Source organism: Pseudomonas sp. 210_17 TE3656 (assembly GCF_054821965.1).
In genome coordinates this window covers 1,878,735-1,898,461 of the sequence record NZ_JBTRBC010000001.1, presented here as the reverse complement: position 1 = coordinate 1,898,461, position 19,727 = coordinate 1,878,735, and the positions used below count along the sequence as shown (strand labels likewise).

Sequence of the window (19,727 nt, the reverse complement as noted above, 5' to 3'; positions counted from 1 at the left end):
ACGAGTCCCGTATGACAACTACTCCAGCACTCTGCGCCGCCCCTGAACCAGTGGCGCGCAAGGGGCGCAAGAACAATCCGGAAAAGACCCGCGAGAATATTCTCCAGGCGGCGATCAGCGAGTTCGTCCAGCAAGGGCTGGCTGGCGCCCGGGTCGATGCCATCGCCGAGCGCACCCAGACCTCCAAACGCATGATCTACTACTACTTCAACAGCAAGGAGCAGTTGTACGTCGAGGTACTGGAGAAGCTCTACGGTGATATTCGCAACACCGAGAGCAGCCTGCACCTGGCTGAGCTGGAGCCGCGTCAGGGCATTCGCCGGCTGGTGGAGTTCACCTTCGATCACCATGATCGCAACGTCGATTTCGTGCGTATCGTCTGCAACGAGAACATGCATCACGGCGAGTATGTGAAGCGCTCTGCGGTGATTCGCTCGATGAACAAGACCGTGCTCAATGCACTGGACGAGATCCTGCGCCGCGGGGCTGCCGAAGGGGTCTTCCGTCAGGGCCTGGAGGCGCTGGACGTACACCTGTTGATCAGTTCGTTCTGCTTCTACCGGGTATCGAACCGCAACACCTTTGGCGAGATCTTCCAGGTTGATTTCGAAGATGCGGCGCTCAAGGCGCGTCATCGCGAGATGATTTGCGAGTCGGTTTTGCGTTTCCTGCAAGCCTGATCTTCGCGGGGCAAGCCCGCTCCCACTGTGGGAGCGGGCTTGCCCCGCGATGCTTTTCAGCTACCCATACTATTGAAGTGTTCAAGCATCCGCGCCGCATCCGGCTGCAAGCCACTGAACAGCTCAAACGCCTTCACCGCTTGAAACACCGCCATGTTCGAACCATCCAGGGTGCGACAGCCCAGGGCCCGGGCCTCACGCAGCAGTTCGGTTTGCAGCGGAAAGTAGACGATCTCCGCCACCCACAGATCAGCCCTCAGCAATGCCTTGGGCACCGGCATGCCCGGCAGTTTGGCCATACCCATCGGTGTGGTGTTGACCAGGCCATCAGCTTCGCCCAATGCATGGGCCAGGTCGTGCCCGACGCGGGCACGGCTGCCGTCGAAATGCGCATTGAGGTTATCCACCAGCGCCTGAGCCCGAGCCAACTCGACATCGAATACCGTCAACTGCCCGACCCCTTCGGCCAGCAGCGCATGGGCCACCGCAGCCCCGGCACCGCCTGCGCCCATCTGCACCACCTGACGACGTGGCGCGTCGCTCAAGCCGCGGCGAAAGCCTTCGGCGAAACCCAGGCAGTCGGTGTTGTGGCCGATACGCTTGCCGTCCTTGAGCACCACGGTATTGACCGCGCCAATGCCTCGGGCCTCGGCAGAGAGGTCATCGAGCAACGGCAGGATTGCCTGTTTGCACGGGAAGGTGATGTTCAGGCCGGTGTAACCCATGGCCTCGGCAGCGCTGAGCAGTTGCTCCAGAGCGCTGCTGTCGAGTTTCAACTGATCCAGATCGATTAATCGGTACAGGTAGTTAAGACCCAGGGCATGGCCTTCGTGCTCATGCAGTGCCGGGGTGCGTGAGGCCTGGATACCTGCACCGATCAGGCCGGCGAGGATGCCAGGAGAGGGGGCCGGATTCATGGGAAAACTCCATTGTTGTTCTTGGGAAGAGGCTTTCGCTGAAAATGTACCGATTGGTTAATTTGGTCAATCGATGAACGCGGTCGCGGGCGTTTTTCTGTGCGCTGATCGCACAGCCTGTGCTACACCTGTTGATTCGCACCTGCCCACGGAGGGAGACATGGCAATGCCGTTCAACGACTCGCAGTTGCTGGGTGAAACCTGGCCGGGCCTGGCCAACCTGACCCAGTCGATCTTCGCCACCCTCGGTGGCCAGGGCTTTCGCAACAGCTTCCGCCTGGATCGCTCGCAGGCGACCTGCCTGCTGCTGATCGACGGCCTGGGCTGGAACCTGCTCCAGGCCCATGCCCGGCACGCGCCATTCCTCGCCTCATTGATGCAGCCGGATTCGTATTTTCGCGTGGGCTTTCCGGCGACCACCGCCACCAGCCTGGCCTCGGTGACCTCGGGGCTTGGCAGCGGTGCGCATGGCATTGTCGGCTGCAGCTTTGCCCTGGATCAGCAGACCGAGTTGTCGCCGTTGTCGTGGACCACTGCTGCGCTACAAGCCGAAGCACAGCCAGCTGCAGCTCCGGCACCGGAATCGTTCATCGTGCCGCCCGATGCCTGGAGCCTGGCCAGCGCGCAGGGCATTGCCATCAGCACGGTCATGCTCGGCCGCTATGCCAACTCGGCGTTCAGCCAGGCGATCTACAAGGCCGGACGGATACTCCCGGCCCCGGCCTATGACGCCTACCCGGAACTGATCAATGCAGCGCTGGCGACTGAAGATCCGGCCTTCTGTTTTGGCTATTTCGGCGACCTGGATTTTGCCGGGCACCTGTTCGGTCCGGGCTCCGAGGGCTGGCTCAAGCAACTGGAAATTGCCGACCAGCTGGCTCAGGCCATCGCCCGCAAGCTGCCGGAGCGGGTGCAGTTGATGGTCATCGCCGACCACGGCATGCTGGCGCTGGACAGCGACCAGGTGCGTGACTTCGACCTCGACCCGGTGTTGCAGGAGGGCGTGCGCGCCATCGCCGGTGATATCCGCGCGCGCTACCTGTACGTGCCGAGCCAGCAGGACCGTGTGCACCAGCGCTGGCAGAATCACTTGGGCGAGCAGTACCAGGTGTTGTCCAAGGCCCAGGCGATTGCTGCGGGCTTGTTTGGAGATGTCTTGCTCAGCCAGGCCGAGGCGCGGATTGGCGACCTGATCGTGGTGCCGACCGGAGCGGGGGGGATCATTCGCAGCGAAGTGGAAATGCACGCCAGTCAATGGCGAGGGCACCATGGTGCGCTGACGGATGAAGACCAGCAGGTGCCCTTGTTGATGTGCGCGGGGCTGAGCTGAAGGAGCGGGCCCGGGCTCAGCCTTTCACCGGTACCAGGTCGAAGTTCTCGGCCTGGTACTGGAACAGCAGGCAATCTGCCGCGGCGGTGCAGCCGCTTTCATGCACCAGATTGGCCGGCAGTTTGTAGTACGAGCCCGCTGGATACTCGGTGCGCACCTTATCGATCACGGCGTAGAAAGTGCCTTTCAGGACCACTGTTGGCAGGCTCTGGCTGTGGGTATGCAGACCGTTGTCGGTGCCTGCCTTGAAGGTGACAAAGGCCGAGTAGTTGCCCTTGCCGAAAATATTCCCCTCAGTGTTGGCGTAAGTGACGGCGCCGTTTGTGTTGGGTACTGCTTGCCATTGCAGAGCGGCGTTGGGCAGCGAGATCAGTGCTTCTGGTTTGATCTCGTTCTGGGCCAACACGGTAGTGGTAGAGGCGGTCAGGATCAGGCCGAACAGGGAGGTTTTCAAAGCTTTCATGGCGATAACCTTCGTTGAGTGGAGTGCGCGAAGGTTAATTGAACGCTTGATGCAGAAATACGCCCGTAAGAGGCCATGATTTGTGCGTTTTTTGCACCAATTACATCTGCCAACGTGGAGCCCGATAGTAGTCCTGAAGGTAATCCAGCAGTGCACGAACCTTGGGCGCCAGGTAGCGGCTTTGCGGGTAGAGCGCATACAGGGTGCGCGCAGGTTGTTGCCAGTCCGGCAGCAGTTGCACCAGGCGGCCATCCTGCAAGGCGTCGTGGACGATGAAACGGTCAAAGCTGGCGATGCCCAGGCCACCGATAGCGGCGGCCCGTAGTGCCATCGGCGAGTTGGCGCTGACACGGCTGGGCATCAGCACCTCGCGTTGGCTGCCCGAAGGCCCGACCAGTTGCAGGCGCTGCGGTTGAGCGAGGCGGTTGTAGCCGAGCAGCGGATGCTCGCCCAGGTTGTCGGCCGTGATGGCGGTTGGCAGGCGCTTGAGGTACGACGCTGCGGCGACCAGTATCACTTCACTTGGCGCCAGCGTGCGTGCCACCAGGCTGGAGTCCGGCAAGTGATCGGTGACCCGCAGGCACAGGTCGATACCCTCATCGAGCATATCGACGAAGCGGTCGGTACAACTCAGTTCAATCTGCAATTCGGTGAAGCGTTCGACGAAGCCGGGTAGCCAGTGGCCCAGTTCCAGTTCGCCAAACGCACTGGAGACGCTCAGGCGCAAGGTGCCGGAGGGTTGCTGCTGGTGCTCGGAAAGCTCCAGCGTCATTGCCTCCATCTGGTCGAGAATCTGCACGCAGTGTCGGTAGAACAGCGCACCCGCTTCGGTCAGTTGCAGGCGCCGGGTGGTGCGGTTGAGCAGTTGACTGCCGAGCTGGCGTTCGAGGTTCTTCACCTGCCGCGACAGCACCGTATGGGATTGCCCCGCCAGGGCGGCAGCGGCGCTGAAGCTGCCGTGCTCGACCACCCGGCGGAAGGATTGCATGGCGCTGAACTGGTCCATCAGAGGGCGATGCTCCTTGATATCTGCGGCCCGTTGCAGGCGCTGGCAGAGCCGGCGCCTGCAACACCGGGGTCAACGGCGAACCAGCAACACCCCACTCTCCATGTGATGGGTATACGGAAACTGGTCAAACAACGCACAACGTTCGATGCGGTGTGTGTCGTGCAACTGGGCGATGTTCGCCGCCAGGGTTTCCGGGTTGCAGGAGATGTACAGGATATTGTCGAAGCGCCGGGTCAGCTCGCAGGTGTCCGGGTCCATGCCGGCACGCGGCGGGTCGACGAACACGCTACCGAACTGGTAGCTCTTCAGGTCGATGCCTTCCAGACGGCGGAACGGGCGAACTTCGTTCAGTGCTTCAGTCAGCTCTTCGGCAGACAGGCGCACCAGACGCACGTTATCCACGGCGTTGTCGTCGAGGTTATGCAGGGCGGCGTTGACCGAGGTCTTGCTGATCTCGGTGGCCAGCACCTTGCGCACCCGGGTCGCCAGCGGCAGGGTGAAGTTGCCGTTGCCGCAGTACAGCTCGAGCAGGTCGTCCTGGCGCTCGCCGAGGGCCTCGTAGGCCCAGTTGAGCATCTTCTGGTTCACCGCGCCGTTAGGCTGAGTGAAGGCGCCTTCCGGCTGGCGATAGCGGAAGTTGCGTCCGGCGATCTGCAGTTCTTCTACCGCGTAATCGCGACCGATCACCACACGCTTGCCCTTGGAGCGGCCGATGATGCTGACGTCCAGGTCTTTGGCCAGCTGCTGCGCCGCGGCCTCCCAGTGCTCGTCCAGGGGACGGTGGTAGCACAGGGTGATCATCGCATCGCCGGCCAGGGTGGTGAGGAACTCGACCTGGAACAGCTTGAAGCTCAGCGCCGAGCTGGCTTGCCAGGCGGCCTTGAGCCGCGGCATCAGTTCATTGATGCGCAGGCTGGCGATCGGGAAGTCTTCGATCAGGATCGGCGTGTGCTTCTCGCCCGGAGCGAACATCGCATAGAAGCGCTGCTCGTTCTCACGCCACAGGCGGAACTCGGCGCGCAGGCGGTAGTGCTCGCGGGGCGAGTCGAACACCGCCGGTTCCGGGGCATCGAAAGGCGCCAGCAGCTCGCGCAGGCGTGCAGCCTTGGCGTCGAGCTGCTGGGTGTAGGTCGAAGGGTCTAAGACAGCACTCATGCGTTGAACCAGCCCAGCTTGATGACGAACAGGACCGAGAGGATCACCAGCGCCGGGTTCAGGTCGCGGCGACGGCCGGAGAGCAGCTTGATCGCAGTCCAGGAAATGAAACCGAAGGCGATGCCGTTGGCGATCGAGTAGGTCAGCGGCATGGCCAGGGCGGTGATCACCACTGGCGCAGCTTCGGTAACGTCGTCCCAGTTTATTTCAGCCAGGCCCGAAGCCATCAACACGGCGACGAACAACAGTGCTGGTGCGGTGGCGAAGGCCGGCACGCTACCGGCCAGCGGGGCGAAGAACAGCGCCAGCAGGAACAGGATGGCGACGACGATGGCGGTCAGGCCGGTGCGTCCGCCAGCACTCACGCCGGCAGCCGACTCGATGTAGCTGGTGGTGGTCGAGGTGCCGAGCAGGGAACCGGCCATGGCCGCGGTACTGTCAGCGATCAGGGCGCGGCCCATCTTCGGCATGTGACCGTCCTTGCGCATCAGGCCGGCGCGTTTGGCAACGCCGATCAGGGTGCCGGAGTTGTCGAACAGGTCAACGAACAGGAAGGCGAAGATCACGCTGATCAGGCCGACATCCAGGGCGCCCTTGATGTCCAGCTGCAGGAACGTCGGGGCCAGCGAAGGCGGCATCGAGACCACGCCCGCGAACGGGGTGACGCCCAGGCCGATCGAGGCCACGGTCACCGCCAGGATGCCGATCAGTACGGCACCACGAACCTTCAGTGCTTCCAGGGCGACAATCAGGAAAAAGCCCAGGGTGGCGAGGATTGGCGCCGGTTGCTTGAGGTCACCAAGGCCCACCAGGGTCGCCTGGTTGTCGACGACGATACCGGCGTTGTGCAGGGCGATCAGTGCCAGGAACAGGCCGATACCGGCAGCAATGGCCGAACGCAGTGGCAGCGGAATGCTGTTGACGATCCACTCACGGATACGAAAGATCGACAGCAGGAAGAACAGCACCGCCGAAATGAATACCGCACCAAGGGCCACCTGCCAGGTGTGGCCCATGTGCAGGACCACGGTGTAGGTGAAGAAGGCGTTCAGGCCCATACCCGGCGCCAGGGCGATCGGGTAGTTGGCGATCAGGCCCATGGTGGTCGAGCCGATGGCAGCTGCCAGACAGGTGGCAACGAACAGCGCGCCCTTGTCCATGCCGGTCTCGCCGAGAATGCTCGGGTTGACGAACAGGATATAGGCCATGGCCAGGAAGGTGGTCACGCCCGCGAGAATTTCGGTGCGGACATTGGTGTCGTGTGCTTTTAGTTGAAACAGCCTTTCCAGCATGCCTGCTCCCCGTGGCGCGCCCCGGCGCCGTGAATGTATCGACCCCCTCAGCAAAGCACAGACCGTACCGGACGGTTTGTGGAATTTGATTGGGCCGGAAAAAAGCCGCGCATCATACCAGCATGCTTGGCCAGCGGTAATTATTGTCGCGATACACTGCAGATATCTGCAGGTTCTGCGCCGATTCCCCCACATCCCCCTCATGAGAGCCCGCTGTGCAACTGATTGATTACCGCGACCTGAGCCAGGCCCAGCGCGACCAGCTGGTCGGCATCCAGGTGCAGCCCGAGCAACTGCGCTATTGCGGCGATATGGCCAGCGTGCTGTACATCCTGCTGGGTACTGAAAGCGATGACATGCGCGGCGTGGTGCTATTGCTCGATGCCGAGCCCAGGGCCTTTCTGTTGCTCCAGCGCGGGGCGTTCCTGCCGCCCTGGGCCGCGGCCGATGCGGCCACGATCAATGCCTTGCAGGTGGATCGACGCGTACAGGGGCGCGGTCTGGGACGATTTTGTATGCAGGCATTACCCGATTGGGTTCGCGCTTGCTGGCCGGATGTTCGCCGCCTGCAATTGTCGGTGGAACCAGGCAATCACGCCGCCCTGGCGTTGTACCGGGGGACCGGCTGGGTTGACAGCGGTGATGGCTATCGCGCCCGCAAGGGCTACGAGTGCCAACTGACCCTCATGCTGTGAGCGACTACGCTTTATCCATACCCCCGACGGAGTGCAGTGATGACCCACAGAGCCCTGATCGTAATTGCTGAAGGCGTGGATGACCTGCAGAGCGTGACCCTGATCGATGTGTTGCGCCGCGCCGAAGTGGAAGTGGTGGTAGCCAGCATCGAAGGCCGGCGCATGCTTACCTGCGCCCGTGGCACGCGCTTGACCGCCGACGGCATGTTGGTGGACTTGCTTGCCCAGCCGTTCGAGCTGATCGTGTTGCCGGGGGGCGAGAAAGGAGTGCAGCACATGGCGGTGCACCAACCGCTGACACAGCGGGTAGTGGAGCAGGCCAAAGCCGGCAAGTTTTTTGCCGCGATTGGCGAAGGGCCCTTGGCATTGCAGGCTTTCGGGGTGCTGCGTCAGCGACGCATGACCTGTCATCCGGATGCCAGTCAGCAGCTCTCCGGATGCAGTTTTGTCGATCAGCCGGTGGTGGTGGATGGTAACTGCATTACTGCCCAGGGTTCGGGAGCGGCGTTGGCGTTTGCGTTGACACTGGTGGAACAGGTGGCGGGAAAGGCGGCTCGTAACCGAGTTGCGGGGCAGTTGCAGGTATAACAGTTCTGACCTCATCGCCGGCAAGGCCCTTGAGATCAACCCGGGGGCTTGCTGTGCATATGATCCCTTCCGGCCAGGCTCGGAAACAGCTTGATCCACACCCCGGTCACCACCAGCGTCCCGACCCCGCCGAGCACCACTGCCGGCACTGTACCGAACCAGTGCGCAGTCAGCCCTGACTCGAATTCGCCAAGCTGGTTGGACGCGCCGATGAACAGCCCGTTCACCGCACTGACCCTGCCACGCATCTCATCCGGAGTCTCCAGCTGCACGAAGGCGCCGCGAATCACCATGCTGATCATGTCGGCTGCCCCGAGCACAGCCAGCACCGCCAGCGAAAACCAGAACGAGGTCGACAGGCCGAAGGCGATGGTGGCCACACCGAAGATCCCGACAGCGGTGAACATCACCCGGCCGACCTTGCGCTCCACGGGAAAGCGCGCCAGCCACAGCGACATCAGCAAGGCTCCCACCGCTGGCGCCGAGCGCAACAGGCCCAGGCCCCAGGGGCCGGTGAGCAGAATGTCCTTGGCGAACACCGGCAGCAGTGCGGTTGCGCCGCCCAGCAATACGGCGAACAGATCCAGGGAGATGGCGCCGAGGATGTCCGGTCGGCTGCGGATAAAGCGAATGCCAGCCAGCAAGGAATCAAGGCTGGCGCGGCCTTGCTGAGGCGCTTGCGGTCGCACGCTGAGGCTCAGGGTCAGCAGGCAAGCCGTCACGTACAGCAGCACCGTCGGGCCGTACACCCAGACACTGCCAAATGCATAGAGAAAACCGCCCACTGCGGGGGCGACGATGGTTGCCGCCTGCATCGCCGAGGCCGAGGCCGCTACTGCGCGGGGAAATAGCGCAGAGGGCACTACGTTCGGTAGCAGTGCCTGGGTCGCCGGCATTTCGAAGGAGCGGGCGCTGCCGAGCAGAAAGGCGAGGATGAAGATCAGTTCGCGGCTGACATTGCCGGTACTGCTGCCGACCACCAGAGCCAGGGCGATGAAGGCCTGAGCCGTCTGGCACAGGGCGGCAACGCGGCGCCGGTCGTAGCGGTCGGCGACATGCCCGGTGTGCAGCATGAACAGTACCCGCGGGGCGAACTCCACCAGGCCGACCAGGCCAAGGTCAAGGACGTTGCCGGTCAACTGGTACAGGTGCCAGCCGATGGCCACGGTGAGCATCTGGAAGCCACTGGCGGTACACACCCGCGCCAACCAGAACGCGAGGAAAGGGCGGTGGTGACGCAACAACAGCGGCGGATGGGCTGACATCGGCGAAACAGAGCCTCGGCGAGGGAAACAGCGGTGCAGATTATCACCAGTTTGTAACGGCGAGTTACAAGAAGGTCGGGTAATGCGCCGCTTGTGCACTGTTTTGGGGCGCACAAAACCGTGCACAACTGATCTGCGGCAATGAACCACACAACCGCGCGGACCTTTCAGGACTATCCTTTCAGGCAGCCGTTGATCTGGATCAATAGTTTCATTTGCAACGGTGGGCCAGAACGGCCGAATTCCCTGCGTTGTGAAGTACTCAGAACAATTCCAACTAGCCACACTCAACTACCGTGGGGGCAGTTGGCGCCAAGGCCCATCGCCTGACGCCGGATTACCTGACAGAGGAAGCACTATGTTCGGATTAGAGGCCCTAGATCTCGCCCGAATCCAGTTCGCGTTTACCGTGTCTTTTCACATCCTGTTTCCGGCCATCACCATTGGCCTGGCGAGTTACCTGGCGGTGCTCGAAGGCTTGTGGCTGAAGACCAACAACAGTGTCTACCGTGACCTTTACCACTTCTGGTCGAAAATCTTTGCCGTCAACTTCGGCATGGGTGTGGTCTCCGGTCTGGTCATGGCCTATCAGTTCGGCACCAACTGGAGCAAGTTCTCCGACTTTGCCGGCTCCATCACCGGGCCGCTTTTGACCTATGAAGTGCTTACCGCCTTCTTCCTCGAGGCCGGTTTCCTCGGCGTCATGCTGTTTGGCTGGAACCGTGTCGGCCGTGGCCTGCACTTCTTTGCCACGGTCATGGTGGCCATCGGTACGATCATTTCCACGTTCTGGATTCTTGCCTCCAACAGCTGGATGCAGACCCCGCAGGGTTACGAAATCGTCAACGGCGTCGTGATCCCGGTGGACTGGTTCGCGGTGATCTTCAACCCGTCGTTCCCTTATCGCTTGCTGCACATGGCCACCGCGGCGTTCGTTGCCACGGCGTTCTTCGTTGGCGCTTCGGCGGCCTGGCACCTGCTGCGTGGGCGTGACAACCCGGCGATCCGCAAAATGCTCTCGATGGCAATGTGGATGGCCTTGATCGTGGCGCCGATTCAGGCGGTGATCGGTGACTTCCATGGCTTGAACACCCTCAAGCACCAGCCGGTGAAAATCGCTGCGATCGAAGGTCACTGGGAGAATGTCGGTGACGAGCCGACCCCGCTGATTCTCTTCGGCATTCCCGACATGGAAGCCGAGACCACCCGCTTCAAGCTGGAAATCCCGGCCCTGGGCAGTCTGATCCTGACCCACAGCCTGGACAAGCAAGTCCCGGCGATGAAGGAGTTCCCGAAGGAAGACCGGCCTAACTCCACCGTGGTGTTCTGGTCGTTCCGGATCATGGTAGGTCTGGGCATGCTGATGATCTTCGTCGGCCTGTGGAGCCTGTGGCTGCGCAAGCGCGACAAGATCTACAGCTCGCGTCCGTTCCTCTACCTGACCTTGTGGATGGGCCCGTCCGGCCTGATCGCGATCCTCGCCGGCTGGTTCACTACCGAGGTTGGCCGTCAGCCCTGGGTGGTCTATGGCGTGATGCGTACTGCCGATGGTGTCTCGAACCACAGCTATACCCAGTTGGGCGTGACTCTGGTGATGTTCGTGGTGGTCTATTTCGCCCTGTTCGGTGCGGGTCTGGGCTACATGATGCGTCTGGTGCGCAAAGGGCCGAAAACCGGCGAGGGCGAAGAACCCATCAAAGGCGGACCTGGCCAGAAACGCACGCCGGCACGGCCGTTGTCTGCCGCTGATGACGATCACGACGATCGCGAGCACACCAGCCTGAACAAGGGGAACTGAGTCATGGGTATTGATCTTCCACTGATCTGGGCCGTGATCATTATCTTCGGCATCATGATGTACGTGGTCATGGATGGTTTCGACCTGGGGATTGGCATTCTCTTCCCCTTCGTCAAAGGCGAGCAGGACCGTGACGTGATGATGAACACCGTCGCGCCGGTCTGGGACGGTAACGAAACCTGGCTGGTACTCGGCGGTGCGGCGCTGTTCGGCGCCTTCCCGCTGGCCTATGCGGTCGTGCTGTCGGCACTTTACCTGCCGCTGATGCTGATGCTCGTTGGCTTGATCTTCCGCGGCGTGGCATTCGAGTTCCGCTTCAAGGCCACGGCCGAAAAGCGTCACCTCTGGGACAAGGCGTTTATCGGCGGTTCGCTCGCGGCGACCTTCTTCCAGGGCGTGGCTCTGGGTGCCTTCATTGAAGGTTTCAAGGTGGTCGACCGTAGCTATGCCGGTGGTGCCTTCGACTGGCTGACTCCGTTCAGTCTGTTCTGCGGGCTGGGGCTGATCGTTGCCTATGCCTTGCTCGGCTGCACCTGGCTGATCATGAAAACCGAGGGCAAGCTGCAACTGCAGATGCATGACCTGGCGCGTCCTTTGGCTCTGGTGCTGCTGGCAGTGACCGGTATCGTCAGTATCTGGACGCCGCTGGCGCACCCGGAGATCGCTTCGCGCTGGTTCACCCTGCCTAACCTGTTCTGGTTCCTGCCGGTACCGATCCTGGTGCTGGTGACCCTCTACGGTTTGCTCAAGGCGGTGGCACGCAATGCGCACTACACCCCGTTCCTGCTGACCCTGGCGTTGATCTTCCTGGGCTACAGTGGCCTTGGCATCAGCCTGTGGCCGAACATCATTCCACCGTCGGTTTCGATCTGGGACGCTGCCGCACCACCGCAGAGCCAGGGCTTCATGCTGGTCGGGGCGCTGTTCATCATTCCGTTCATCCTTGGCTACACCTTCTGGAGCTATTACGTGTTCCGCGGCAAGGTGACCCACGAGGATGGCTACCACTAGGAGGGCCTGGCAATGACCGGCAAACACACCTTCGATGAAGAGAAAAAGCCGCTCTGGCAACGGCTGGGCTGGCTGGCGGTGATCTGGGCCGGCAGCGTGGTGGCCCTGGGGATTGTTGCCTGGCTGATGCGCATGTTTATGGCTGCCGCTGGATTAAGCACCCACTAATAGCGCATTTCCCATCCCGCCTTGCGGCGGATTTACCACCCTTCGCAGTGTGAGCTGCGAAGGGTTTTTTTTGGCTACTGCATCATTTACGCGCTTTGAGCACCACGAACTTTGGTGTCGCCGCCACTTGCTCAACACCGCGGAACAAGCGCGCCAGCTTGCTGTGGTAACCCAGGTGACGGTTACCGACGATGTACAGCGCACCGCCGACCACCAGCGCTTCGCGGGCCTGCTGGAACATGCGCCAGGCGAGGAAGTCGCCGACCACTTGTTGTTGGTGGAAGGGCGGATTGCACAGCACCACGTCCAGCGATTGTGCCGGCTGGCCAGCCAGGCCGTCGTCGGCGCGTACGCTGACTTCACGCTCGCCAAGCGCCGCTTGCCAGTTTTCCAGCGCCGACTGGGTGGCCATGTAGGACTCATCGACCAGGGTGTAGTGGGCTTGCGGGTTGCTCAAGGCACTGACGATTGCCAGCACGCCATTGCCGCAACCCAGATCGGCGACCCGGGCTGAGCCGAGGTTGTTGGGCAGGTGAGGCAGGAACGCACGGGTGCCGATATCCAGGCCTTCACGGCAGAACACATTGGCATGGTTGAGCAGTTCCAGGCGTGGCGCATCCAGTTGGTAGCGCGTTGGGTAGGGGGAGGTGAATGCGCCTTTGTCCTCTACCGTGGCAATCAGCAGGCGGGCTTTTTTCTGCGCCAGCGATGCCTGTACCGGGCCGATGTATTTTTCCAGCAGATCACCGGCAGCGCGTGGCAGGTGCTTGATCATCGCGCCGGCAATCACCTGGGCACCGGGAGCCAGATGAGCCTGCAAGCGGATCAGTTGCTCTTCGAGCAGGGCCAGAGTCTTGGGCACGCGCACCAGCACCCGGTCGAACGGGCCTTGCCAGTTGGTGTTGGCCGCAATGAATGGCAGCGCGTCGAACGCCTGGCCATTACGCACCAGGTTTTTCTCCAGCGCCAGGCGAGCCAGGTACGAGTCGCCGCTGCTGGTGACCTGCAGGTGGCGGCTCAGGCTGATCGCCAAGGCCCCGAAGCTGTCATTGAGCACCAGCACGCGGGTACCGGCTTCTGGCGCTTGCTCGGCCAGATGTTGCAGCAGGTACTCGTCGGCAGCGTCGAAGGCTTGCAAGGGATCGTTGGCTTGCTCGGGCTGGCGAAGCAGATCGAGCTCGGCGAAGGGGCTGGTCAACAAGGGCATGGCATTAAGGCTCTGAGACATGGTCGCGCGACGCAGTCGGTCGCGCTTTGCAGAGGCATGATTCTACAGGGCTTTGACTGGCAAGGGGCTAGTTCAACAGACCGCTCAGTGCAGCAATCGCAATGGCGCCGGCTTTGTTGCTGGTGTTCAGCTTGGTGATGATACTGCGGATATGGAAGTTTACCGTGCTTTGCGACAGGGCGAGGATGCGGGCGCATTCGGCAGCGGTTTTGCCAGCTGCAGACCACTTCAGCACTTCGGTTTCACGGGCGGAAAGGTGAAAGCAAGGAGTGGGGCTGGTTGACTGTCGGTTCAGCACCAGTGTGTGCATCAGGTTGCACAGCCAGATGGTGTTCCCGGCCGTATTGTAGAACTCATTGGTATCGACCGGTGTATTGCTGCGGACCACGCTCAAGATGCTTTCGTTTTGATGCAGGTCGTGTGCTGATTGGCTCCAGCCGTACCGTAGCCCGTGCAGTCGGGCTTGTTCCCAGAATTCAGGTGTCTGTCGAAAGGTGTCATCGTCCCAGAGAATGGGCAGCAACGAGGTATGGCAATGGGCGACTATCGGGTCGATGTTCAAATAGTTGCAGCGCTGATAGCGCTCGTTCCAGGCTGTGGGATAGTTGTTGTAGGTCTTGAACGTTGGCTGCTGGGACGCGGTGTGGATGCGCGTGGTGAATGAAAAGTATTCCATGCCGAGTTGTTGTGCCAGAGACGCTGCCTGATCAAACATCCGTTGATGATTTGTTTCATTGAGCAGTTGTTGCAACTGTTCTTCCTTCCAATGGGGCATGGCAACAGCCTCCTGCTGATTGGATCCAAACTTCTCTGTCTTGAAAAACCAGTGTAGAAAATACCCGACTATGCTGCTGAGTTTTTTTCGCTACAAGCAAGTGCAATTTTGCTTCAGGTTGGATCTTTGACTGGCATGAAGGCCGGGGCGCCGAAGCTGACTGAAACGATGCCACTACAATCCAGCGGTGTTTATCCTGGCGCGATTGCGCGACACTGGGCGCATCTGTTTTTTGGAGTAAGTCATGACTGCCAGTGCTGAAAAGTTCACCCGCCAGACGTTGCTCGACGTCCAGCCGCTGACCCCAAGCCTGTTCAGCCTGCGCACTACGCGTGATCAGGGGTTCCGCTTCCGCTCCGGTCAGTTCGCCCGTCTGGGGGTGACCAAGGCCGATGGCAGTGTGGTCTGGCGCGCTTATTCAATGGTCTCGTCGCCGTTTGACGAGCACCTGGATTTCTTTTCCATCGTGGTGCCGGGAGGGGAATTCACCAGCGAGCTGAGTCGTCTGCAGGAAGGCGACAGCTTGTTGATCGATCGTCAGGCCTTCGGCTTTCTGACCCTGGACCGTTTTGTCGATGGCCGTGATCTGTGGTTGCTGGCCACAGGAACCGGCATCGCACCGTTCGTCTCGATCCTGCAGGACTTTGAAGTCTGGGAGCGCTTCGAATCGATCAAACTGGTGTATTCGGTGCGAGAAGCCAAGGAGCTGGCGTACCTGGACCTGATTGCCGGTCTGGAGCAGCGTGACTACCTGGCCGAGTTTGCCGGCAAGTTGCAGTTCATTCCGGTGGTCACGCGCGAACAGCATCCCGGCGCACTCAATGAGCGCATCACCACCCTGATCGAGAATGGAGAGCTTGAGCGCGCCGCAGGCCTGGCGCTGACGCCGGAGCATTCGCGGGTAATGCTCTGCGGTAATCCGCAGATGATCGACGACACCCGGCAGGTGCTCAAACAGCGTGGCCTGAACCTGAGCCTGAGCCGCCGCCCCGGGCAGGTGGCGGTAGAAAACTACTGGTAGGAGCTGGCGACAGCCTGCGATGGGCCGCATAGCGGCCCCGGGACGGATTCAGGGCTGCCGATTCTGCGTCTTGAGCAGGTCGCGGATCTCGGTAAGCAGCTCCTCTTCCTTGGTCGGTACCGGTGGCAAGCTTGGCGCTTCGGCTTCTTCGCGTTTCAGGCGGTTGATCGCCTTGACGCCCATGAAGATCGCGAAGGCGACAATGATGAAGTCGAGAATGGTCTGGATGAATTTGCCATAGGCCAGCACCACTGCCGGGACATCGCCTTCGGCAGCTTTGAGGGTGACGGCAAGATCACTGAAGTCGACACCGCCGATCAGCAAGCCGATTGGTGGCATGATCACATCACCCACAAAGGATGAAACGATTTTGCCAAAGGCGGCGCCGATGATGATACCGACGGCCATGTCGACCACATTCCCTTTGACCGCAAAGGCCTTGAATTCACTGAGCACGCCCATGGTTTATTCCTTGTAACAGATGAGTTTGGTAAACGCAGTGTAATTCAGCTACACGCTTCATGCTCCGCGCTGCTGCTACAGACTGCAGTTATATCGAATAGTTTTGTCGTTTTATGTGGCCGCCCAGGTCACGCAGGTCGGCTATCATGGTCCCTTTTTCCGAGGACCGTCCCCCATGGCCAAGGCCAAGCGCATGTACGGCTGCACTGAGTGCGGCGCGACCTTTCCGAAATGGGCCGGACAGTGCGGTGAGTGCGGGGCCTGGAACACCCTGGTCGAGACCGTGCTGGAAAGCGGCGCTGCAGCGGCGCCCAGTGGCCGCACCGGCTGGGCCGGGCAGCAGGCGCAGATCAAGACCCTGGCCGAGGTCAGCGTCGAAGAGATCCCGCGTTTCAGCACCGCCAGCGCCGAGCTGGACCGGGTATTGGGCGGTGGCCTGGTTGACGGTTCAGTGGTACTGATCGGTGGCGACCCGGGCATCGGCAAGTCGACCATTCTCCTGCAAACCCTGTGCGCCATCGCTACGCGCATGCCAGCACTGTATGTCACCGGCGAAGAATCCCAGCAACAGGTGGCGATGCGTGCCCGGCGCCTGGGATTGCCCCAGGATCAGTTGCGGGTAATGACCGAAACCTGCATCGAGGCGATCATCGCCACTGCCCGGGTAGAAAAGCCCAAGGTCATGGTGATCGATTCGATCCAGACCATCTTCACCGAGCAGTTGCAGTCGGCGCCTGGCGGTGTCTCCCAGGTGCGTGAGAGCGCCGCGTTGCTGGTGCGTTACGCCAAGCAAAGCGGCACGGCGATCTTCCTCGTCGGTCATGTCACCAAGGAAGGTGCGCTGGCAGGCCCGCGCGTGCTGGAGCACATGGTCGATACCGTGCTGTATTTCGAAGGCGAATCCGACGGCCGCCTGCGTTTGCTGCGAGCGGTGAAGAACCGTTTCGGTGCGGTCAATGAACTGGGCGTGTTCGGCATGACCGATCGCGGTTTGAAGGAGGTCTCCAACCCATCGGCGATCTTCCTCACCCGCGCGCAGGAAGAGGTTCCCGGCAGTGTGGTCATGGCCACTTGGGAGGGCACCCGGCCGATGCTGGTGGAAGTCCAGGCGCTGGTCGATGACAGCCACCTGTCCAATCCGCGCCGGGTCACCCTGGGCCTGGACCAGAACCGCCTGGCCATGCTGCTGGCGGTGCTGCATCGCCATGGCGGCATTCCGACCCATGACCAGGATGTCTTCCTCAACGTGGTCGGTGGGGTCAAGGTGTTGGAGACTGCGTCCGACCTGGCGTTGATGGCGGCGATCATGTCCAGCTTGCGCAACCGTCCGCTGGATAACAGCTTGCTGGTGTTCGGTGAGGTCGGCCTGTCGGGTGAGGTGCGTCCGGTGCCCAGCGGCCAGGAGCGCCTGAAAGAAGCGGCCAAGCATGGCTTCAAGCGCGCCATCGTACCCAAAGGCAATGCGCCCAAGGAAGCGCCGGCGGGGCTTCAGATAATTGCCGTGACGCGACTGGAGCAAGCGCTTGATGCGCTGTTCGAGTAATCGGCTGGCATGCTGAAACAAAAAGGGCCGGTGCAGATGCACCGGCCCTTGTGTATTACCCTGGCGTTGATCAATGCTCCGAGACGGCCTCTCGTCGTGCCGGAGGCTCGCCGTGTTCACCTTCGCCCATCACCGGCACCTCCTTGCCTTCGGCGTTGAACAGCTTGCCGTCCTCGAAGTAGTCGCCGTCACGCAGGGCGGAGATATCCGAGTAGTGGATGGTACGTTCGTAGGCAGCGGCGAATACCGATTGCTGATCGGAGTTACCCACGGTGAAGTGGTTGAACACCAGGTTCAGGACAATGGCCATGATCGCTGCCGAGCTGATGCCGGAGTGGAAGATGGTCTCGAACCAGTTGGGGAATTGCGCGTAGAAGTTCGGCGCGGCGATCGGGATCATGCCGAAGCCCAGCGAGGCGGCGACGATGATCAGGTTGACGTTGTTCTTGTAGCTGACCTTGGACAGGGTACGGATACCGCTGGCGGCCACGGTGCCGAACAGCACGATACCGGCACCACCGAGTACCGAGGTCGGTACTGCGGCAATCACCCGGCCCATGATCGGCAGCAGGCCGAGCACCACCAGGATCACCCCGCCGGTCGCTACGACGTAGCGGCTTTTCACCCCGGTCACCGCGACCAGGCCGACGTTCTGGGCGAAGGCGCTCTGGGTGAAGGAGCCGAAGATCGGCGCCAGGATGCTCGACGCCATGTCAGCGCGCAGGCCATTGCCCAGGCGTTTGGAGTCAACCTTGGTGTCGATGATTTCACCGACGGCGAGGATGTCGGCCGAGGTTTCCACCAGGGTCACCATGATCACGATGCACATCGACAGGATCGCCGCGATGTGGAAGGTCGGCATACCGAAGTGGAACGGGCTTGGCATTGCCACCAGCGGGCCTTCAAGCACCTTGCTGAAGTCAGCCATGCCCAGCGACCAGGCGATCAGGGTACCGATGACCATGGCCAGCAGGATCGACAGGCGCGAGATGGTGGCGCTGCCGAGCTTGCTTAGCACCAGCACGATGACGAAAGTCAGGCCGGCCAGGCCGATGTTGGCCATGCTGCCGAAATCCGGGGCCTTGCTGTTACCGCCCATGACCCAACGCGCAGCAACGGGCATCAAAGTCAGGCCGATGGTGGTGATGACGATACCGGTCACCAATGGCGGGAAGTACTTGGTAATTCGCGAGAACACCGGGGTGATCAGGAAACCGATGAACGACGCGGCCATGACTGCACCCAATACTCCGGGCAAGCCGCCACCGCCTTCACTGCTGAGGATCGCGCCCATGGTCGCGACACCGGCAAACGAGACCCCTTGTACCAGCGGCAACTGGCAACCGAACCACGGCAGTCCGAGGGTTTGCAACAGGGTTGCCAGGCCGCCGGCAAACAGCGACGCAGCGATCAGCAGACCAATGTCCGCCGGTGTCAGGCCAGCGGCCTGACCGAGGATCAAAGGCACGGCGACGATGCCGCCATACATGGTCAATACGTGTTGCAGGCCGTACGCCAGGTTGGCACCCAGGCCAAGGTTCTCGTCTTCGGGACGTGCTGCTGAAGACGTGCTAGAGGAGGACGTATTCATGAGGCGGGGTCTCTGTTTTATTGTTGTGGCGCTACTGTAGACAAGTCCTACGCTATGAAGCCAGAACAATTGTATACAATTTTTAGATTGGCGTAGGAACAGTCAGACGCTCAATTTGGGTGCTTAAGTGAATGCACTTATCGTTCCAACACGCAAACGCAGGCCTCGCAAGGCTGCGTGAAAACGGATAGGAGGGGTAAAAAAGCTGTCCGAGTGGACAAAAACGTAACGAGAGGGAAATCCGATAGCAAGCTAAGTTATTTTAAATTTCGATCAGTTCTCGCAGTTCACGCATCATTTCGGGGTTGTCGGCCAGGTTGAGTTCCACCAAACGGCGCAAATGACACGATGAGTCGATATCAGTGCGCAGGCAGACAAAACCCAGTCGATTACCTTCTTCATGGCGCAGTTCCACTTGCATCCATAACGTTACCTGCTCCCCAAGGTGGACAAGGGCCTCGAAATCCTGGGTCAGGTCGGGGTCCCACGGCTCCGGGCACTTGATCAGCAAGCCCTTGAGGGACAGGTCAATCAGCTCGACCGGCCAGCATCGCTCGCCCTGGCGCAGTTCAGTGGGGCTATCAAAGGCAACACGCTGGAAACGTCGACGTTCTTGGTGGTCGCTCATGTTCAGGCACTCCGGGGTTCTTCCTGACTATAGCTCAGCACTTGCCAAGGTCCGCGCAAGGGCGCATAACGAGTTTTGTTCAACCCGCGTTGAAGGCTCTAGACCAAC

20 protein-coding genes are annotated in these 19,727 nt (G+C 61.0%); 9 read left to right on the top strand and 11 right to left on the bottom strand.

Going from position 1 to position 19,727, the window contains the following annotated elements; all coding sequences use genetic code 11:
* Positions 1 to 11: 11 nt before the first annotated feature.
* Complete coding sequence (locus ACVI9W_RS09060; RefSeq protein ID WP_038614903.1) at positions 12 to 680, top strand: TetR/AcrR family transcriptional regulator; 669 nt, start codon at positions 12 to 14, stop codon at positions 678 to 680.
* Positions 681 to 736: 56 nt separating this feature from the next.
* Here the strand turns inward: ACVI9W_RS09060 and ACVI9W_RS09055 are convergent, their stop codons facing one another.
* Positions 737 to 1,597 carry a shikimate dehydrogenase gene (locus ACVI9W_RS09055; protein WP_461529803.1) on the bottom strand — a complete coding sequence of 287 codons (861 nt, stop codon included), beginning with the start codon at positions 1,595 to 1,597 and terminating at the stop codon, positions 737 to 739.
* Between the two features lie 160 nt (positions 1,598 to 1,757).
* Here ACVI9W_RS09055 and ACVI9W_RS09050 point away from each other — a divergent pair, with 160 nt between their 5' ends.
* Entirely contained in the window at positions 1,758 to 2,927 is a 1,170-nt protein-coding gene (locus tag ACVI9W_RS09050; protein WP_461529802.1) for an alkaline phosphatase family protein, read from the top strand.
* 16 nt (positions 2,928 to 2,943) lie between these two features.
* Here the strand turns inward: ACVI9W_RS09050 and ACVI9W_RS09045 are convergent, their stop codons facing one another.
* The 4 genes from ACVI9W_RS09045 to ACVI9W_RS09030 form a co-directional block, all read right to left on the bottom strand.
* Entirely contained in the window at positions 2,944 to 3,390 is a 447-nt protein-coding gene (locus tag ACVI9W_RS09045) for a cupin domain-containing protein (protein ID WP_461529801.1), read from the bottom strand.
* 100 nt (positions 3,391 to 3,490) lie between these two features.
* Positions 3,491 to 4,396, bottom strand: coding sequence for a LysR family transcriptional regulator (locus ACVI9W_RS09040; protein ID WP_461529800.1), 906 nt, complete (start codon positions 4,394 to 4,396; stop codon positions 3,491 to 3,493).
* Positions 4,397 to 4,468: 72 nt separating this feature from the next.
* The gene (gene trmA / locus ACVI9W_RS09035; RefSeq protein ID WP_461529799.1) at positions 4,469 to 5,554 is read right to left on the bottom strand and encodes a tRNA (uridine(54)-C5)-methyltransferase TrmA; all 1,086 of its coding nucleotides are present in this window, start codon (positions 5,552 to 5,554) and stop codon (positions 4,469 to 4,471) included.
* Complete coding sequence (locus tag ACVI9W_RS09030; protein WP_422421036.1) at positions 5,551 to 6,846, bottom strand: NCS2 family permease; 1,296 nt, start codon at positions 6,844 to 6,846, stop codon at positions 5,551 to 5,553. The genes trmA and ACVI9W_RS09030 overlap by 4 nt, the downstream gene beginning before the upstream one ends.
* 215 nt (positions 6,847 to 7,061) lie before the next feature.
* On the opposite strand from ACVI9W_RS09030, the gene ACVI9W_RS09025 reads away from it, so the two are divergent.
* On the top strand, positions 7,062 to 7,541 hold the full coding sequence (locus ACVI9W_RS09025) for a GNAT family N-acetyltransferase (protein WP_461529798.1): 480 nt from the start codon (positions 7,062 to 7,064) through the stop codon (positions 7,539 to 7,541).
* A 39-nt stretch (positions 7,542 to 7,580) separates the two neighbouring features.
* Positions 7,581 to 8,129: a DJ-1 family glyoxalase III gene (locus tag ACVI9W_RS09020; protein ID WP_461529797.1), complete on the top strand. Its 549-nt coding sequence runs from the start codon at positions 7,581 to 7,583 to the stop codon at positions 8,127 to 8,129.
* Positions 8,130 to 8,164: 35 nt separating this feature from the next.
* Here ACVI9W_RS09020 and ACVI9W_RS09015 read toward each other — a convergent pair whose 3' ends face one another.
* Entirely contained in the window at positions 8,165 to 9,394 is a 1,230-nt protein-coding gene (locus ACVI9W_RS09015; protein ID WP_461529796.1) for an MFS transporter, read from the bottom strand.
* Positions 9,395 to 9,752: 358 nt separating this feature from the next.
* On the opposite strand from ACVI9W_RS09015, the gene ACVI9W_RS09010 reads away from it, so the two are divergent.
* Genes ACVI9W_RS09010 through ACVI9W_RS09000 form a run of 3 tightly spaced genes read left to right on the top strand, consistent with a single transcriptional unit; the run spans position 9,753 to position 12,371 of the window.
* Positions 9,753 to 11,192 carry a cytochrome ubiquinol oxidase subunit I gene (locus tag ACVI9W_RS09010; protein WP_461529795.1) on the top strand — a complete coding sequence of 480 codons (1,440 nt, stop codon included), beginning with the start codon at positions 9,753 to 9,755 and terminating at the stop codon, positions 11,190 to 11,192.
* A gap of 3 nt (positions 11,193 to 11,195) precedes the next feature.
* Positions 11,196 to 12,203 (top strand): cytochrome d ubiquinol oxidase subunit II, encoded by a 1,008-nt coding sequence (gene cydB, locus ACVI9W_RS09005; RefSeq protein WP_038614873.1) that lies wholly within the window; start codon positions 11,196 to 11,198, stop codon positions 12,201 to 12,203.
* A gap of 12 nt (positions 12,204 to 12,215) precedes the next feature.
* Positions 12,216 to 12,371, top strand: coding sequence for a DUF2474 domain-containing protein (locus ACVI9W_RS09000; RefSeq protein ID WP_038614870.1), 156 nt, complete (start codon positions 12,216 to 12,218; stop codon positions 12,369 to 12,371).
* Positions 12,372 to 12,453: 82 nt separating this feature from the next.
* Here the strand turns inward: ACVI9W_RS09000 and ACVI9W_RS08995 are convergent, their stop codons facing one another.
* Together ACVI9W_RS08995 and ACVI9W_RS08990 are read right to left on the bottom strand one after the other, a co-directional pair.
* A complete protein-coding gene (locus ACVI9W_RS08995; protein ID WP_461529794.1) occupies positions 12,454 to 13,578 on the bottom strand; it encodes a methyltransferase in 1,125 nt (374 codons plus the stop codon).
* 88 nt (positions 13,579 to 13,666) lie between these two features.
* Positions 13,667 to 14,374 carry an autoinducer binding domain-containing protein gene (locus tag ACVI9W_RS08990; protein ID WP_461529793.1) on the bottom strand — a complete coding sequence of 236 codons (708 nt, stop codon included), beginning with the start codon at positions 14,372 to 14,374 and terminating at the stop codon, positions 13,667 to 13,669.
* A gap of 244 nt (positions 14,375 to 14,618) precedes the next feature.
* On the opposite strand from ACVI9W_RS08990, the gene ACVI9W_RS08985 reads away from it, so the two are divergent.
* Positions 14,619 to 15,395 (top strand): ferredoxin--NADP reductase, encoded by a 777-nt coding sequence (locus ACVI9W_RS08985; protein WP_038614861.1) that lies wholly within the window; start codon positions 14,619 to 14,621, stop codon positions 15,393 to 15,395.
* Positions 15,396 to 15,443: 48 nt separating this feature from the next.
* Here the strand turns inward: ACVI9W_RS08985 and mscL are convergent, their stop codons facing one another.
* Positions 15,444 to 15,857 (bottom strand): large-conductance mechanosensitive channel protein MscL, encoded by a 414-nt coding sequence (gene mscL / locus ACVI9W_RS08980; protein ID WP_274297043.1) that lies wholly within the window; start codon positions 15,855 to 15,857, stop codon positions 15,444 to 15,446.
* A gap of 175 nt (positions 15,858 to 16,032) precedes the next feature.
* Here mscL and radA point away from each other — a divergent pair, with 175 nt between their 5' ends.
* On the top strand, positions 16,033 to 17,400 hold the full coding sequence (radA, locus tag ACVI9W_RS08975) for a DNA repair protein RadA (protein ID WP_461529792.1): 1,368 nt from the start codon (positions 16,033 to 16,035) through the stop codon (positions 17,398 to 17,400).
* Between the two features lie 70 nt (positions 17,401 to 17,470).
* Here radA and ACVI9W_RS08970 read toward each other — a convergent pair whose 3' ends face one another.
* Both ACVI9W_RS08970 and ACVI9W_RS08965 read right to left on the bottom strand, forming a co-directional pair.
* Positions 17,471 to 18,991 carry a nucleobase:cation symporter-2 family protein gene (locus ACVI9W_RS08970; RefSeq protein ID WP_461529791.1) on the bottom strand — a complete coding sequence of 507 codons (1,521 nt, stop codon included), beginning with the start codon at positions 18,989 to 18,991 and terminating at the stop codon, positions 17,471 to 17,473.
* A 262-nt stretch (positions 18,992 to 19,253) separates the two neighbouring features.
* Positions 19,254 to 19,619, bottom strand: coding sequence for a PilZ domain-containing protein (locus tag ACVI9W_RS08965; RefSeq protein ID WP_038614850.1), 366 nt, complete (start codon positions 19,617 to 19,619; stop codon positions 19,254 to 19,256).
* Positions 19,620 to 19,727: the final 108 nt, after the last annotated feature.

Excerpts from the sequence above, each read along its gene's own strand:
- ACVI9W_RS09060 (WP_038614903.1), top strand. The coding sequence starts at position 12 with ATGACAACTACTCCAGCACTCTGCGCCGCCCCTGAACCAGTGGCGCGC.
- ACVI9W_RS09055 (WP_461529803.1), bottom strand. The coding sequence starts at position 1,597 with ATGAATCCGGCCCCCTCTCCTGGCATCCTCGCCGGCCTGATCGGTGCA.
- ACVI9W_RS09050 (WP_461529802.1), top strand. The coding sequence starts at position 1,758 with ATGGCAATGCCGTTCAACGACTCGCAGTTGCTGGGTGAAACCTGGCCG.
- ACVI9W_RS09045 (WP_461529801.1), bottom strand. The coding sequence starts at position 3,390 with ATGAAAGCTTTGAAAACCTCCCTGTTCGGCCTGATCCTGACCGCCTCT.
- ACVI9W_RS09040 (WP_461529800.1), bottom strand. The coding sequence starts at position 4,396 with ATGGACCAGTTCAGCGCCATGCAATCCTTCCGCCGGGTGGTCGAGCAC.
- trmA (WP_461529799.1), bottom strand. The coding sequence starts at position 5,554 with ATGAGTGCTGTCTTAGACCCTTCGACCTACACCCAGCAGCTCGACGCC.
- ACVI9W_RS09030 (WP_422421036.1), bottom strand. The coding sequence starts at position 6,846 with ATGCTGGAAAGGCTGTTTCAACTAAAAGCACACGACACCAATGTCCGC.
- ACVI9W_RS09020 (WP_461529797.1), top strand. The coding sequence starts at position 7,581 with ATGACCCACAGAGCCCTGATCGTAATTGCTGAAGGCGTGGATGACCTG.
- ACVI9W_RS09015 (WP_461529796.1), bottom strand. The coding sequence starts at position 9,394 with ATGTCAGCCCATCCGCCGCTGTTGTTGCGTCACCACCGCCCTTTCCTC.
- ACVI9W_RS09010 (WP_461529795.1), top strand. The coding sequence starts at position 9,753 with ATGTTCGGATTAGAGGCCCTAGATCTCGCCCGAATCCAGTTCGCGTTT.
- cydB (WP_038614873.1), top strand. The coding sequence starts at position 11,196 with ATGGGTATTGATCTTCCACTGATCTGGGCCGTGATCATTATCTTCGGC.
- ACVI9W_RS09000 (WP_038614870.1), top strand. The coding sequence starts at position 12,216 with ATGACCGGCAAACACACCTTCGATGAAGAGAAAAAGCCGCTCTGGCAA.
- ACVI9W_RS08995 (WP_461529794.1), bottom strand. The coding sequence starts at position 13,578 with ATGCCCTTGTTGACCAGCCCCTTCGCCGAGCTCGATCTGCTTCGCCAG.
- ACVI9W_RS08990 (WP_461529793.1), bottom strand. The coding sequence starts at position 14,374 with ATGCCCCATTGGAAGGAAGAACAGTTGCAACAACTGCTCAATGAAACA.
- ACVI9W_RS08985 (WP_038614861.1), top strand. The coding sequence starts at position 14,619 with ATGACTGCCAGTGCTGAAAAGTTCACCCGCCAGACGTTGCTCGACGTC.
- mscL (WP_274297043.1), bottom strand. The coding sequence starts at position 15,857 with ATGGGCGTGCTCAGTGAATTCAAGGCCTTTGCGGTCAAAGGGAATGTG.
- radA (WP_461529792.1), top strand. The coding sequence starts at position 16,033 with ATGGCCAAGGCCAAGCGCATGTACGGCTGCACTGAGTGCGGCGCGACC.
- ACVI9W_RS08970 (WP_461529791.1), bottom strand. The coding sequence starts at position 18,991 with ATGAATACGTCCTCCTCTAGCACGTCTTCAGCAGCACGTCCCGAAGAC.
- ACVI9W_RS08965 (WP_038614850.1), bottom strand. The coding sequence starts at position 19,619 with ATGAGCGACCACCAAGAACGTCGACGTTTCCAGCGTGTTGCCTTTGAT.